The organism is Isoptericola sp. MSGPD8_1_ISO-PGPR-S23-394 (assembly GCF_058072785.1).
This window is the reverse complement of the sequence record NZ_CM176517.1, coordinates 1,912,718-1,925,960: the sequence shown is the minus strand read 5'-3', so window position 1 is coordinate 1,925,960 and position 13,243 is coordinate 1,912,718. Positions and strand designations below refer to the sequence as shown.

General features: G+C 74.2%; 14 protein-coding genes. 8 read left to right on the top strand and 6 right to left on the bottom strand.

All coding sequences use genetic code 11. The features are described from left to right. Position 1 precedes the first annotated feature (1 nt). The gene (gene lnt, locus AC3RJ8_RS08755; RefSeq protein ID WP_489715501.1) at positions 2-1,792 is read left to right on the top strand and encodes an apolipoprotein N-acyltransferase; all 1,791 of its coding nucleotides are present in this window, start codon (positions 2-4) and stop codon (positions 1,790-1,792) included. Further along, the gene (locus AC3RJ8_RS08750) at positions 1,789-2,532 is read left to right on the top strand and encodes a polyprenol monophosphomannose synthase (protein ID WP_489715500.1); all 744 of its coding nucleotides are present in this window, start codon (positions 1,789-1,791) and stop codon (positions 2,530-2,532) included. The genes lnt and AC3RJ8_RS08750 overlap by 4 nt, the downstream gene beginning before the upstream one ends. A gap of 105 nt (positions 2,533-2,637) precedes the next feature. Here AC3RJ8_RS08750 and AC3RJ8_RS08745 read toward each other — a convergent pair whose 3' ends face one another. Continuing rightward, complete coding sequence (locus tag AC3RJ8_RS08745; protein WP_106269305.1) at positions 2,638-2,982, bottom strand: RNA polymerase-binding protein RbpA; 345 nt, start codon at positions 2,980-2,982, stop codon at positions 2,638-2,640. A gap of 310 nt (positions 2,983-3,292) precedes the next feature. Here AC3RJ8_RS08745 and AC3RJ8_RS08740 point away from each other — a divergent pair, with 310 nt between their 5' ends. The 5 genes from AC3RJ8_RS08740 to AC3RJ8_RS08720 all read left to right on the top strand — a co-directional run bounded on the left by AC3RJ8_RS08740 (position 3,293) and on the right by AC3RJ8_RS08720 (position 7,342). Continuing rightward, positions 3,293-4,453: an LLM class flavin-dependent oxidoreductase gene (locus AC3RJ8_RS08740; protein ID WP_489715499.1), complete on the top strand. Its 1,161-nt coding sequence runs from the start codon at positions 3,293-3,295 to the stop codon at positions 4,451-4,453. After that, positions 4,450-5,085, top strand: a complete 636-nt coding sequence (locus AC3RJ8_RS08735; protein ID WP_489715498.1) for an FMN reductase — start codon at positions 4,450-4,452, stop codon at positions 5,083-5,085. The genes AC3RJ8_RS08740 and AC3RJ8_RS08735 overlap by 4 nt, the downstream gene beginning before the upstream one ends. Positions 5,086-5,154: 69 nt before the next feature. After that, the gene (gene galE / locus AC3RJ8_RS08730; protein WP_489715497.1) at positions 5,155-6,177 is read left to right on the top strand and encodes a UDP-glucose 4-epimerase GalE; all 1,023 of its coding nucleotides are present in this window, start codon (positions 5,155-5,157) and stop codon (positions 6,175-6,177) included. Positions 6,178-6,237: 60 nt separating this feature from the next. Then, positions 6,238-6,534 (top strand): hypothetical protein, encoded by a 297-nt coding sequence (locus AC3RJ8_RS08725; RefSeq protein WP_489715496.1) that lies wholly within the window; start codon positions 6,238-6,240, stop codon positions 6,532-6,534. A gap of 10 nt (positions 6,535-6,544) precedes the next feature. Continuing rightward, entirely contained in the window at positions 6,545-7,342 is a 798-nt protein-coding gene (locus tag AC3RJ8_RS08720) for a ribonuclease Z (protein ID WP_489715495.1), read from the top strand. Here AC3RJ8_RS08720 and ald read toward each other — a convergent pair. Next, positions 7,326-8,438, bottom strand: coding sequence for an alanine dehydrogenase (gene ald, locus AC3RJ8_RS08715; RefSeq protein ID WP_489715494.1), 1,113 nt, complete (start codon positions 8,436-8,438; stop codon positions 7,326-7,328). The two genes, AC3RJ8_RS08720 and ald, sit on opposite strands and share 17 nt — an antisense overlap. Positions 8,439-8,673: 235 nt before the next feature. On the opposite strand from ald, the gene AC3RJ8_RS08710 reads away from it, so the two are divergent. After that, positions 8,674-9,132, top strand: a complete 459-nt coding sequence (locus AC3RJ8_RS08710; protein ID WP_489715493.1) for an Lrp/AsnC family transcriptional regulator — start codon at positions 8,674-8,676, stop codon at positions 9,130-9,132. Positions 9,133-9,147: 15 nt separating this feature from the next. Here the strand turns inward: AC3RJ8_RS08710 and AC3RJ8_RS08705 are convergent, their stop codons facing one another. The 4 genes from AC3RJ8_RS08705 to AC3RJ8_RS08690 form a co-directional block, all read right to left on the bottom strand. Then, positions 9,148-10,005, bottom strand: a complete 858-nt coding sequence (locus AC3RJ8_RS08705; protein ID WP_489715492.1) for an alpha/beta fold hydrolase — start codon at positions 10,003-10,005, stop codon at positions 9,148-9,150. Then, positions 10,002-11,021, bottom strand: a complete 1,020-nt coding sequence (locus tag AC3RJ8_RS08700) for a hypothetical protein (RefSeq protein ID WP_489715491.1) — start codon at positions 11,019-11,021, stop codon at positions 10,002-10,004. The genes AC3RJ8_RS08705 and AC3RJ8_RS08700 overlap by 4 nt, the downstream gene beginning before the upstream one ends. Positions 11,022-11,162: 141 nt before the next feature. Continuing rightward, positions 11,163-12,617, bottom strand: coding sequence for a site-specific integrase (locus tag AC3RJ8_RS08695; protein ID WP_489715490.1), 1,455 nt, complete (start codon positions 12,615-12,617; stop codon positions 11,163-11,165). A gap of 45 nt (positions 12,618-12,662) precedes the next feature. Next, a complete protein-coding gene (locus AC3RJ8_RS08690; RefSeq protein ID WP_489715489.1) occupies positions 12,663-13,184 on the bottom strand; it encodes a GNAT family N-acetyltransferase in 522 nt (173 codons plus the stop codon). Positions 13,185-13,243 lie beyond the last annotated feature (59 nt).

The following is a 13,243-nucleotide window of genomic DNA, read 5'->3' as shown; positions in this document are numbered from 1 at the left end:
GGTGACCGGCACCGTGACGCCCGCCGCCGAGACGGCCACCGGCGCGACCACCCCGACGCCGACCGGCCCGGCCCGGTCCGTGTGGACGAGCCGACCGGCCACCCTGCTGCTGGCCGTCGCCGCCGGGACCGCCCTGTGGGCCGCGTTCCCGGACGTCGGCGCGTGGCCGCTCGCGTTCGTCGGCGTCGGGCTGCTCTACGCGGCGCTGCGCCGGGACGACGGGCGCGCGGCGGGCTGGAACGCGCTGGTCGGGATCGTCGCGATGCTGACGTTCTGGTTGCCGCACATCTGGTGGGCGAACTTCGCCACGGACACCGTGCCGTGGCTGGCTCTCGCCCTGCTGCAGGCCTCGTTCGGGGCGCTGCTGGGCGCCGCCTGGACCTGGGCGCGCCGACTGCCCGCAGTACGGGTGGGCGTCGCCGCCGACCGGCCCGGACGCGCCCTCGCCCAGGCCGCCTGCTTCGCCGTGGTGATGGTCGCCGTCGAGCAGCTGCGGAGCGAGGCGCCCTTCGGGGGATTCCCGTGGGGCCGCCTCGCCTGGACCATGGTCGACGCTCCGACGGGGCACGCGGCCTGGCTGGGCGGGACCCCGCTGGTCTCGCTGCTCGTCGCGTTCGTCGGGGCGCTGGGGGCGCTGGTCGTCGGCCGGCTCGTGGTCGTCGGCCGGCTCGTGGTCGCCTGGCGGTCTCGGCGTGCCCCGGGTCTCGCCCGCCGCGCGCTGGTCACCGCCGGTGCCCTCGCCGCCGGGGGCGCCGCCATGGCGCTGGCACCGGCGCTGCTGCCGCTGCCGTCCGGGGCACCACCGCCCGAGCCGGTCGCCACCGCGGACCTCGACACCACCGTCGTCGACGCCGGCACCACCACGCACGAGGCCGACAGTCCCGTCCTGCTCGCCGGCGCCGTCCAGGGCAACGTCACCGAGCCCGGCCTCGGCTCGTTCGCGAACCGCGCCGAGGTGCTGAACAACCACCTGTCGGGCACCGCCGCGCTGGCCGAGCGCAGCGAGGAGCTCGACGTCGTCCTCTGGCCCGAGAACGGCTCCGACCTCGACCCGCAGGAGGTGCCCGAGGTCGCCGCGGCCCTCGACGCCGCGGCCACGGCCGTCGGCGCGCCGATCCTCGTGGGGGCCCAGGAGTTCCCGGAGTCCGGCGGCCGGTACAACGTCTCGCTGCTGTGGCAGGCGGGCCACGGCGTCACCGACCGGTACGCCAAGCAGCACCCGGCGCCGTTCGGTGAGTACATCCCGTTGCGCAGCTTCGTGCGGATCTTCTCCGACCAGGTCGACCGGGTCTCCACCGACATGCTGCCGGGCGCCGAGCCGGCCGTGGTCGACCTGCCGCGCGAGAACGCCTCGACGGTGCCGCTGGCCACCGTGATCTGCTTCGAGGTCGCCTACGACGAGATCGTCCGCGATGCCGTCGTCCGCGGCGCCCAGGTGCTGGTCGTGCCCACGAACAACGCCTCCTTCGGGTACACCGCCGAGTCGACCCAGCAGCTGGCGATGACGCGCATGCAGGCCATGACGACCGGCCGCGCCGCCGTCCAGGTCTCCACGGTCGGCGTCTCCGGCGTCGTCGCGCCCGACGGCACCCTCGTCGCAGAGACCGAGCTGTTCACCGCCGACGAGCTCGTCGCGGCACTGCCGCTGCGCACCACCCTCACCCCGGCGGTGCGGGCCGGGTACTGGCCCGCCGGCATCGTCGGGACGCTGGGCGTGCTGCTGACCGGCGCCGGCCTCGTGGCAGGGATCCGCGAGCGCCGCGCCGCACAGGCCTCCCGGGGCGGCCGATGAGGACGCTGGTGATCGTGCCCACCTACGACGAGCGTGAGTCGTTGCCCGGGCTGCTGGACCAGGTGCGCAGCGCGGCGCCCGAGGTCGACGTCCTCGTGGTCGACGACGCCTCACCGGACGGGACGGGCGAGCTCGCCGCGGCACGGGCGGCGCGCGACGAGCAGGTGCACGTCCTGCACCGCGAGGGCAAGGGCGGTCTCGGCGCCGCATACGTCGCGGGGTTCGGCTGGGGCCTGGGGCGCGGCTACGACGTGCTCTGCGAGATGGACGCCGACGGCTCGCACCGTCCCGAGGAGCTCCGGCGGCTGCTGGACCGTCTCGCGGCGGCGGACGAGCCCGGTCTGGTGATCGGCTCGCGGTGGGTCCCCGGCGGCCGGGTGGTGAACTGGCCGTGGCACCGGTTGGCGCTCTCGCGTGCGGGGAACACCTATGTGCGCGCGGCGCTCGGTGTGGGGGTGCGGGACGCGACCGGTGGGTTCCGTGCCTTCCGTGCGGGCACCCTGCGCGCGGTCGACCTGTCCGCCGTGGAGTCGCACGGGTACTGCTTCCAGGTGGACATGACGTGGCGGGTGCTGCGGGCCGGGGGGTCGGTGGCGGAGGTGCCGATCACGTTCGTCGAGCGGGTGGCCGGGGAGTCGAAGATGTCGCGGGCGATCGTCGTCGAGGCGCTGACCAAGGTCACGCGGTGGGGACTTCGCCACCGGTGGTCCGAGCTGCGTGCGTCGCTGGCGAGGCGCTGACCTGCGGTCGTCGTGGACCGAAAGAAGGTGCGGTCCTCCCTCGAGGGAGGACCGCACCTCGTCATGCGTGCAGCAGCGGATCCGCGCCGTGCGCGGGTGGTCCGATCAGGCGGAGCGGCGCAGCTTGCCGGCGCGCAGCAGTTCGAGCCGCTCGTCGAGCAGCTCCTCGAGCTCGGAGACCGAGCGACGCTCGAGCAGCATGTCCCAGTGGGTGCGCTGCGGCTTGGTCGGCTTGGCCTCGGGGCGCTCGGCGTCCCGCAGGAGCGCCTCGCCGCCGCACTGGCACTCCCACAGCGGGGGGACCTCGGCCTCGGTGGAGAACGGCAGGATGATCGTGTGGCCGTTGGGGCAGTCGTAGTGGGCCTGGAACCGCGGGGCGAAGTCCACGCCCTCGTCGGACTCCATGCTCTTGCTGCCGATGCTCATGCCGCGCAGGGAGCGGTCGGGCATGTCGTCCTCCACAGGTCGATGGGTTAGGGGCCTTGTTCTCCAACGCGCGCCTGTCGGCGGTTGTTCCGCCCGGGCGTGAAGAACCGGTGAAGCGTACCGGGTCGTCCCGGTCGGGGGCCCGGTGCAGGTCAAGGCTGGCCAGCCGGCGCCCTGCACGCAAGTCGAGACCCCGTCCGGAGGCCCGGTGTGGGTGACGTCACGCCGCCGGGGCCGGGGGAGGGTGGACGGGTCGGGAACAATCGGGCAGGAGGCCCGGTTGAGGCCGTCAGTACATGCAAACGCATGAATCTCGACGATCCTGGGGGTCACCGTGCAGTTCGGCATCTTCTCCGTCTCTGACGTCACCCGCGACCCGGTGAGCGGCCGCACACCCGACGACACCGAGCGGGTGCGGTCGATGCTGACCATCGCGCAGCACGCCGACGCCGCCGGCCTGGACGTCTTCGCCACCGGCGAGCACCACAACCCGCCGTTCGTCGCCTCCAGCCCCACCACGATGCTCGGCTACCTGGCGGGCGTGACGAAGAACATCACGCTGTCCACCGCCACGACGCTGATCACCACCAACGACCCGGTGCGGCTGGCCGAGGAGTACGCGATGCTCCAGGTGATCGCCGACGGGCGCATGGACCTGATGATGGGGCGCGGCAACACCGGGCCCGTCTATCCGTGGTTCGGCCAGGACATCCGCGACGGGATCGCGCTCGCCGTCGAGAACTACGCGCTGCTGCGCCGGCTGTGGACCGAGGACGTCGTGGACTGGGAGGGCAAGTTCCGCACCCCGCTGCAGGGCTTCACCGCCACCCCCCGACCGCTCGACGGTGTGCCGCCCTTCGTGTGGCACGGCTCGATCCGCTCCCCGGAGATCGCCGAGCAGGCCGCCTACTACGGCGACGGGTTCCTGCACAACAACATCTTCTGGCCCATGCACCACACCAAGCAGATGGTGCGCTTCTACCGCCAGCGCTACGAGCACCACGGCCACGGGCGCGCCGACCAGGCGATCGTCGGCCTGGGCGGGCAGGTGTTCCTGCACCGCGACAGCCAGCAGGCCGTCCGGCAGTTCCGGCCCTACTTCGACGTCGCGCCGGTCTACGGCCACGGTCCCTCGCTCGAGGACTTCTCCGCCCAGACCCCGCTGACCGTCGGCTCGCCGCAGCAGGTCATCGACCGGTACGGCTCGTTCGTCGAGGAGGTCGGCTACTACCAGCGCCAGATGTTCCTCGTCGACCACGCCGGACTGCCGCTGAAGACGGTGCTCGAGCAGATCGACCTGCTCGCCGGGGAGGTCGTGCCCGAGCTGCGCAAGATCGTCGAGGCCAAGCGTCCCGCCGACGACGTGCCGCTGAACCCCCCGACCCACGCCGAGCGCGTCGCCGCCGCGCAGGCCGCCGGGCGGACCGCGGCCACCCACGTCGGCGACGGCAGCGACGACGTGACCGGATCTCTCGCCGAAGGAGCACGCTCATGAGCACCGAACGCCTGCTGACCGTGGTGACGGCCGGGCTGTCCCAGCCGTCGTCGACCCGGCTGCTGGCCGACCGGCTCGCGACCGCGACCACCGACGAGCTCGCCCTGGCCGGGGTGCCGGCGCGCGTGGAGGTCGTCGAGCTGCGCGACCACGCGCACGCGATCGTCGACGCGATGCTCACGGGCTTCGCGTCCGGTGACCTGGCCGAGGCGGTGCAGCACGTCGAGCGTGCCGACGGGCTGGTGATGGTCACCCCGGTGTTCACCGCCAGCTACTCCGGGCTGTTCAAGTCGTTCGCCGACATCCTGGACCCGGAAGCCCTGACCGGCACCCCCGTGCTGCTCGGGGCGACTGGGGGTACCGAACGGCACACCCTCGCGCTCGAGTACGCCCTGCGGCCGCTGCTGACGTACCTGCACGCCGACGTCGTGCCCACCTCCGTCTTCGCCGCCACGTCCGACTGGGCGGGTGGCGGGACCCAGGGCTCCGGCGACGGCACGGCCGGGCTGCCGCGCCGCATCGCCCGCGCCGGGCGCGAGCTCGCCACCGCCGTGGCCGCCCGCGAGACGCGCGGGGAGCAGGCCGACCCCTTCGCGGACGCGCCGAGCTTCTCCGACCTGCTCGGCGGCTGACGCCACGACCCGCGTCCGGGTCGTGACCGCCACCCGGGCCGCCGTCGCGGCCCGGGTAGGCTCGGCGCCATGCGCGTTCTCGTCTCCGGCGGCGCCGGGTACATCGGCTCCCACACCGTCCTCTCCCTGATCGCCTCCGGGCACGACGTCGTCGTCGTCGACGACTTCTCCAACGCCAAGCCGGCCGTGATCGGCCGGCTCGAGTCGCTGTCCGGCACGCACGTGCCGGTCCACGCGATCGACCTCACCGACGCCGAGAAGACCGACCTGCTGTTCGAGCACGAGCGCTTCGACGCGGTGATCCACTTCGCGGGCTTCAAGGCCGTCGGGGAGTCCGTGGCCAAGCCGCTGGAGTACTACCGCAACAACCTCGACTCCACGATGTCGCTGCTCGAGGCGATGCGCCGCCACGACGTGCACCGCCTGGTCTTCTCGTCCTCGGCCACCGTCTACGGCGAGCACGCACCCGTGCCCTACCAGGAGGACTACGAGCACCTGTCGTCGTCCTCGCCGTACGGGCAGACGAAGGTCATGGTCGAGCGCATCATGTCCGACGTCGCCGCGGCGACCGACGGGCTGCGCGTCGCACTGCTGCGCTACTTCAACCCGGTCGGCGCGCACCCGTCGGGCGAGATCGGTGAGGACCCCCAGGGCATCCCCAACAACCTGATGCCCTTCATCGCCCAGGTCGCCGTCGGGCGCCGCGAGCGGCTCACGGTGTTCGGTGACGACTACCCCACCACCGACGGCACCTGCGAGCGCGACTACCTGCACGTCGAGGACCTGGCCGCGGGCCACGTCGCCGCCCTGGAGCACCTGGACTCGATGGCCGCCCCGGTGCGCGCCTTCAACCTCGGGACCGGCACCGGCACCTCGGTGCTGGAGATGCTCAAGGCGTTCGAGCGGGCGGTGGGCCGCGAGCTCCCCTACGAGGTCGGCCCGCGCCGTGCCGGCGACCTGCCGGCCTTCTGGGCCGACCCGACCCGGGCGAACACCGAGCTGGGCTGGCACGCGCGCAAGACCATCGACGACATGTGCGTCGACACCTGGCGCTGGCAGTCCGCCAACCCGCAGGGCTTCCCCGACTCCTGAGGTCGTCGCACCGTCGCCGAGCGCTTGCGCGCGGTCGGGCCCGAGCGCCACGATGGTGCCATGACCGACGACGGCCCCACCCGCCCCGACCAGCGCTGGAACCCGGGCGCGCGGTACCGGGCCGCCATGCCGGCACGGCGACAGCCGACCACCACGATCGAGCCGCTGGCCGGACGTCTGCGCCGCGGCCCGGCACGGCGCACCGCCGTCTTCGACCGTGACGTCTGGCGGCCCGAGACCGCCGGGGTGCGGCCTCAGGTCGCCGAGGCGCTCTCCGCGGCAGCCGACCGCTACCGGCGTGGCGCGGTGAGCACCAGCGGTCTGGTCCGCGCCGTGGGGCACGCCCTGGCCCTCTGACCGTCCGAGCATGTCCCGGCGCGAGCTCGTCGTCCTGGGCACCGCGAGCATGGTGCCCACCCGGACCCGCAACCACAACGGCTACGTGCTGTTCTTCGACGACACCACGATCCTGTTCGACCCCGGCGAGGGCACCCAGCGGCAGATGACGCTCGCCGGCGTGTCCGCCACCGACCTGAGCCGCATCGCGAGCACCCACCTGCACGGCGACCACTCGCTGGGTCTCGCCGGCGTGGTGCAGCGGATCTCCGGCGAGGGAGTGAAGCACCGGATCGACGCGGTCGGCTATCGTCTCGACGAGCCGGACGGCGTCTCCTTCGACCCGGCGGCCCTGGCGGCAGCAGGCGTCCCGCCCGGTCCCGACGTCGGGCGGCTGGCCCGCGACGGCGTGCTCGCGCTCGCGGACGGACGCACGGTGAGCCGGGCGCAGGTGAGCGTGCCGCGACCGGGCCAGTCGGTGGCCTTCGTCATGGACACCCGCCTGTGCGACGCCGTCCACGCGCTGGCCGACGGCGTCGACCTGCTGGTCATCGAGTCGACGTTCCTGCACCGCGACGTCGACCTCGCCGAACGGTTCGCTCATCTGGCCTGCCGTCAGGCGGCGTCGGTGGCCGCGAGCGCCGGGGCGCGCCATCTGGTGCTGACGCACTTCTCCCGGCGTTACGCCGAACCCGACGAGCTGCCGCTCGCCTTCGAGCGGGAGGCTCGTGAGGTGTTCGACGGCGAGGTGACGGTGGCCGCCGACCTGGACCGGGTGCCGCTGGCACCGCGACGTCGGGCGGGCGCGGTCGTCACAGGACGTCGCTGACGGCCACCCGGTCGAGACCGTGGGCCTCGGCCACCCCGGCTTGCGTGACGGCGCCGTCGTGGGTGTTCAGGCCGTGGGCGAGCGTCGGGTCGGCGCGCAGCGCGTCGCGCCATCCGTGGTCGGCCAGGGCCACGACGTAGGGCAGGGTGACGTTGGTCAGGGCGTACGTGGAGGTGCGTGGCACCGCGCCGGGCATGTTGGCCACGCAGTAGAAGATGCTGTCGTGCACGCCGTAGGTGGGGTCCTGGTGCGTGGTGGGGTGCGAGCTCTCGAAGCAGCCGCCCTGGTCGATGGCGATGTCGACGAGCACGGAGCCGGGCCGCATGCGGGCGACGAGGTCGTCGGGCACGAGCACCGGGGCCTTGGCGCCGGCGACCAGCACGGCGCCGATGACGAGGTCGGCGTCCAGCACGGCGTGGGTGAGGGTGAGGCGGTTCGAGGCGAGGGTCTGCACCCGTCCGCCGAGCTCGCGGTCCGCGGCGCGCAGGACGTCGGCGTCGGTGTCCAGCAGGGTGACCCGGGCGCCCATGCCGACGGCGATGCGGGCGGCGTTCATGCCGGACACCCCGGCGCCGATGATGACGACGTGCCCGGCGGCGACGCCCGGGACCCCGCCGAGCAGGACGCCGCGGCCGCCGGCGGCCTTGAGCAGGGTGGCGGCGCCGACCTGCGTGGCGAGCAGGCCGGCCACCTCGGACATGGGGGCGAGCAGCGGCAGGGAGCCGGTGGGCGTCTGGACCGTCTCGTAGGCGACGGCGGTGACGCGGCGGGCCAGCAGCTCCTGCGTGAGGGCTTTGTCGGCCGCGAGGTGGAGATAGGTGAACAGCAGCTGGTCGGGGCGCAGGCGGTGGTACTCCTCGGCCACGGGCTCCTTGACCTTGAGCACCATCTCGCCGGCGGCCCAGGTGGCGCCGGCGTCGTCGGCGATGACGGCGCCCGCGGCCTCGTACTCCTCGTCGGTCACGCCGGCGCCGAGCCCCGCCCCCGACTGGACGTGCACCGTGTGGTGGCGCGCGGTGAGCTCATGGACGCCGGCCGGAGTGATCGCCACCCGGTACTCGTGGTTCTTGACTTCCTTCGGGACCGCGATGTCCATGGTGTGCCGCCTTCGGTGTGGCTCGGGTGGGAGCGTGCTGACGCGCGCGTCGGGGTGTGACGGCGCTCACCACCAGTGTGGGGCAGAAGTTCGAGGGCTCGCCACGGATCGGAGGATCGTTCGGTAGATTGGCGAGATGGTGTCAGCTGCTTCAGCGCAGGGCCCGGAGAGGGCGGCGCGTCCGAACGATCTTCGGACGCGGGTGGGCGGCCAGTCGGGCCTCGAGCGTCGTCCCGTGGCACCCGTGCGGCTCGACGACGTCGACCACCGGTTGCTCGCGGCGCTGGCGGAGGACGCCCGCCTGGCGAACAACGCCCTCGCCCGTCGGGTCGGGATCGCCCCCTCCACCTGCCTGGCCCGGGTGCGGCGCCTGCGCGAGGAGGGCGTCGTGCGCGGCTTCCACGCGGACGTCGACCCGGCGCTGGCGGGCCGGCCGCTGCAGGCGATTGTCGCGGTCCGGATGCACGGTGCCGCCCGCTCGCGCCTCAAGGCGTTCCTGCGCGAGCTCGCCGAGCTGCCGGGCGTGATGAACGTCTACCTGCTCGGCGGCGCGCACGACTTCTTCGTCCATGTCGCCGCCCCGGACTCGGACGGCCTCAACGACTTCGTCATCGAGAACCTGTCGGCGAACCCCGGTGTGGCGTTGACCGAGACGAACCTCATCTTCGAGCACGTCCGGGCCAGCTGGTACTGAGCCGGCGGCGGCTCGTCAGCGCCCGGCCCCGGCGACACGCGTCAGCCAGCGGTGCAGCACGGTCGCGAGCGCGACCGGGGCGTCGAGCTGGATCAGGTGCCCGGCGTCGGGCACGAGGGTGACCTCGGCCCCGGGGACGGCGGCGGCCAGCCGGTCGGCCCGGTCCGGCGGGATCCAGGTGTCCTCCTCGCCCCAGACGACGTGCGTGGGCATGTCGATCTCGCCGAGGTGGGGTTCGAGCTCGGCGGTGAAGCGTTCGTCGGCCTGGGCGACCTGCCGGTAGAACGCTGCCTGCCCGACGGCGTCGCGCCAGGGGTCCAGGAGCGCGGAGGTCTCCGCGGGGCGCAGCCCACGGTGGCTGGCGCCGGCGACGTAGGCCTCGAGCGCGCCGAGGTGGACGCTCTGTGGCAGGCGGCCGAAGGTCTCGGCGTGCTCGGCCACGAGAGTGAAGAACGGCGAGCCCCAGGGCCGCAGCGCGACCACGTCGACGAGGCACAGCGAGGCGAACCGCCGCCCGTGCAGCAGGTGGGCGCGCAACGACACCGCGCCGCCGTAGTCGTGGGCGACCACGTGCGGCGCCCCGAGGCCCCAGTGCTCGAGCAGCTCGGCGAACGCCAGACCCTGCGTGCCGAGGTCGACGTCGTGCTCGGGGGCCTTGGACGAGGCGCCGTAGCCGGGCATGTCCCACAGGTGCACGGTGAACTCGGCGGCCAGCGCGCGGGCGTACGGCGCCCACAGCCACGACGACCACGGGGTGCCGTGGCAGAACACCAGGGGAGGCCCGGAGCCGAACGCGGTCCAGGCGATCTCGCGTCCTCGCCAGACGAACCGGCGGTCCAGCTCCGCTCCGCCGTCGCGCCCGGCGCCCGTCACCCCTCGCCTCCGACGTCGTCCTGCGCGCGGGTGGCGCGCGACGCGGAGTGCGCGTCGAGCGCCTGGCGCAGCCCCGCCGCCTCGCCCTCGGCCTGGGCGCGGGCAGCCGCCGCGGCGGCACGGTCGTGCTCTGCCCGGCGGGCCAGGTCCCGGGCGTCGTGCAGCTCACCGCGCAAGGCGCTGCTCTCACCCTCGAGCCGTGCGACGGCGGACTGCGCGACGGCGCGCTCGGCGTCGGCCTGGGCGCGGTCCTCCTGGGCCCGCAGGCTCGCGGACCGTGCCCGTTCCAGGGCGGTGCGGGCCTCGGCAAGGGCCTCGCGCACGCCCTCGGCGGCTCCGTGGGCCTCGGCCCGCGCCTCGGCCTGCTCGGCCCGCGCCCGTTCGGTCGCGGCGAGGCGGTCGCGCAGGTCGGCGATCTCCCGGCGTGCGCGATCGAGCTCCCCGTCGAGCGTCGCGGACCGCCCGACGGCGTGGGCGGCCTCGGCCCGCGCCTCGTCGCGCGCGGTGGTCGCCTCGGCGAGCCGCGCGGTCAGGGTCTCCACGTCGGCGCGGGTGGCCCGCAGCTCGTGGCGCGCGGCCGCACGCTGCGCCTCCGCGTCGTCCAGCGAGGCCGCCGCCCGGTCGGCATCCTCGCGGGCGGCGGCCAGCTGCTCGCGTGCCGCCGTCAGCTCGGAGGTGTGCTCCGCGCGGGCCGCCCGCACCGCCTCGGCCCACAGCGCCGTGACCCCGCGGTCGACGAGCAGTCCCACGCCGCGCGGCAGCTCGGGCAGGCGCGCCGCCTCGGCCTCGGCCGCCGCCCGGTCGGCGCGCCACCGGCGCAGGTAGGTCGTCGCGACGGCGTTCGAGCATCCGGCGCGCTCGCGCACCGTGGTGACGGTGACGGCGGCGTCCTCGGCCACGAGGGCGTCCGCGGCGGTGTACACCCGGTCGCGCGCGCTGACCGGCACGTGCTCCGGCACTGCCTCGTCCGCGGGCAGGTCGGGCGCCGGCGACGGCGGGGAGATCGTCTCGGTCATCGTCACGTCCATCGGCAGGAGGAAGAGGAGAAGTAGGGCGAAACTACTCCTACTTTTGTTGTTGTTCTACCGACACCCGCTTTTCTAAAGCGGGTGCGCAGAGATGTCGTCAACTCCGCCGACGAGCGATGTTGGTGCAGGTCAGCGCGCTGAAGTGCGCCGCAACGCCTGGACTGCGGGCACGTCGGTCAACCCCGCTGTGAGCGTGTGGTGAGCATCGGATGCTGGGTCCTGCGCCGCGAACTGCGCGGACATCGCCTCGCCCAGCCGGTCGAGGTCGTCCTCGAACAGGCCGGCGTAGGTGCGCAGGGTCAGCACCGGCGACTCGTGTCCGAGCATCCGCTGGACGGACTTGACGCTCGCACCGCCGGCGATCGCCAGCGAGGCCGCCGTGTGGCGCAGGCCGTGCAGGGTCAGGGGGGCGAAGTCCTCCGCCCCGGCACCCAGGGTGAGGCGGGCCACGACGTCGAGCCGGTGGGTCCGCGCGATCTTCGCCCCCCGGGACAGCTCACCGCGACGGCACCGGTCCTCGCCGGCCAGCACGTCCCAGGTGGCGGCGTCGACCACGCCGGTGACCGGCAGCGCGGCCTGCGCCTGCACGCGGCGCACCGCATCGACGGTCTGCGCGTCCACCACCCGGGTGCCGCGCACGCCGAGCAGCTCCTGCAGGGTGGTGACCGCCGCGCCCGCGGCCCGCACCGCGGGGCGGAAGACGTTGCGGTCGAAGCTCTCGCGACGCAGCGGTCCGCCGTCACGCCCGGTGAACAGCAGCCCGGACCCCCGGGCGGCCAGCAGCACGGACAGGTCGGCGGCGAGGACCCCGGGCACCGGCACCTCGCGGCGTGCGTGCGTCTTGGTGTCGCCGAGCAGCAGCGTGCCGTCGTCGAGCCGGGTGTAGGCGCGTTCGACCACGATGCGGCCGCGCAGCAGGTCGACGTCGCCGGTGCGCAGCGCCGCGGTCTCGCCCCAGCGCAGGCCGGTCAGCCCGGCCAGGAGCACGAGGGTGCGGCCCTGGTGGGTACGCGCGGCGTCGGCGACCCGGCGCAGCTGTTCATGGCTCAGGTAGCGGTGCGCCTTGGTCCGTGGAGCCCGGGGGAGACCGGGCACCCGGCCCGACGGCGTCCGGGCAGGGTTGGCGGTGAGCCGGCGCGAGTCGACGGCCGCGTCCAGCAGGGCCACGAGCAGGCGCACGGCGTCGCGTCGCCGAGCAGGTGAGGCGACCTGGCCGGTGCGCGGCGCGCGCATGGCGGCCGCCCAGCGCGAGACGTCGTCGTGCGTGATGCGGCGCAGCGGGGTCTCGCCGAAGGTCGGCGCCACCAGGGAGCGGAACCGCTCGCGCTCGGCCTCCAGGGTGCGCGGTGCACGATCGGCCCGCCCGGTCTGCCAGTGGGCGAACCACTCGGTGACGGTGACGGCCGAGCCGCGCGGGTCGACCCAGGTGCCGAGCTTGCCGGCTTCTTCGGCGCGGCGCGCCTCGGCCAGCGCGTCGCGCCGCGACCGGAAGGCGCGGGTGCTGCGCAGGCGCCCGTCGACGCGGAACCGGCCGACGTAGGAGGACGCGCCGGTGCGGGTGTCGCGCTTCTCCGTGTACGCCATGGCCCGACCCTAACGTCGGTACACGCCGCTGACCTGCGTCGTCGCTCAGAAAGCGGTGGCCTCGACCGGGTCCCGACCTGCAGCGGCGGTGACCGGGGCCAACGTCATGAACACGCTGTGCGGGTCCTCGGCATAGCTGCCGAACGGCTCGCACGTGACGAACCCGCGACGCGCGTACAGCCGCCGGGCCGCGGCGAAGTAGTCCTGCGAGCCGGTCTCCAGGCTGACGCGTGCGTAGCCGCGGCCCGCCGCGAGGTTCAGCAGCCGGTCGAGCACCGCGGTGGCGACGCCGCGGCCCCGGGCCGCCGGCGTGGTGCGCATGGACTTGAGCTCGCCGTGCCCGGCCGCGTCGGGGGTCGCGGCAGTCAGCTCGCTGAGCGCCCCGCAGCCCAGCAGCCGCCCGTCGTCCGTGCGGGCGGTGAGGAACATGACGTGCGGTGCGGTCAGCGCCGCGAGGTCCAGGGCATGCACGGACTCCGGCGGTGAGGTCGCGAACATGTCCGTCAGGTGCTCGTCGAGCAGTGCGCGCACGTCCGCGGCGGTGGGGGTCTCCTGGGTGATCTGCACGGGTTCATCCTGCCCGAGGGCACCGCTTCCGTGCGCCGGCGGCCGTCCGCCAACTATGG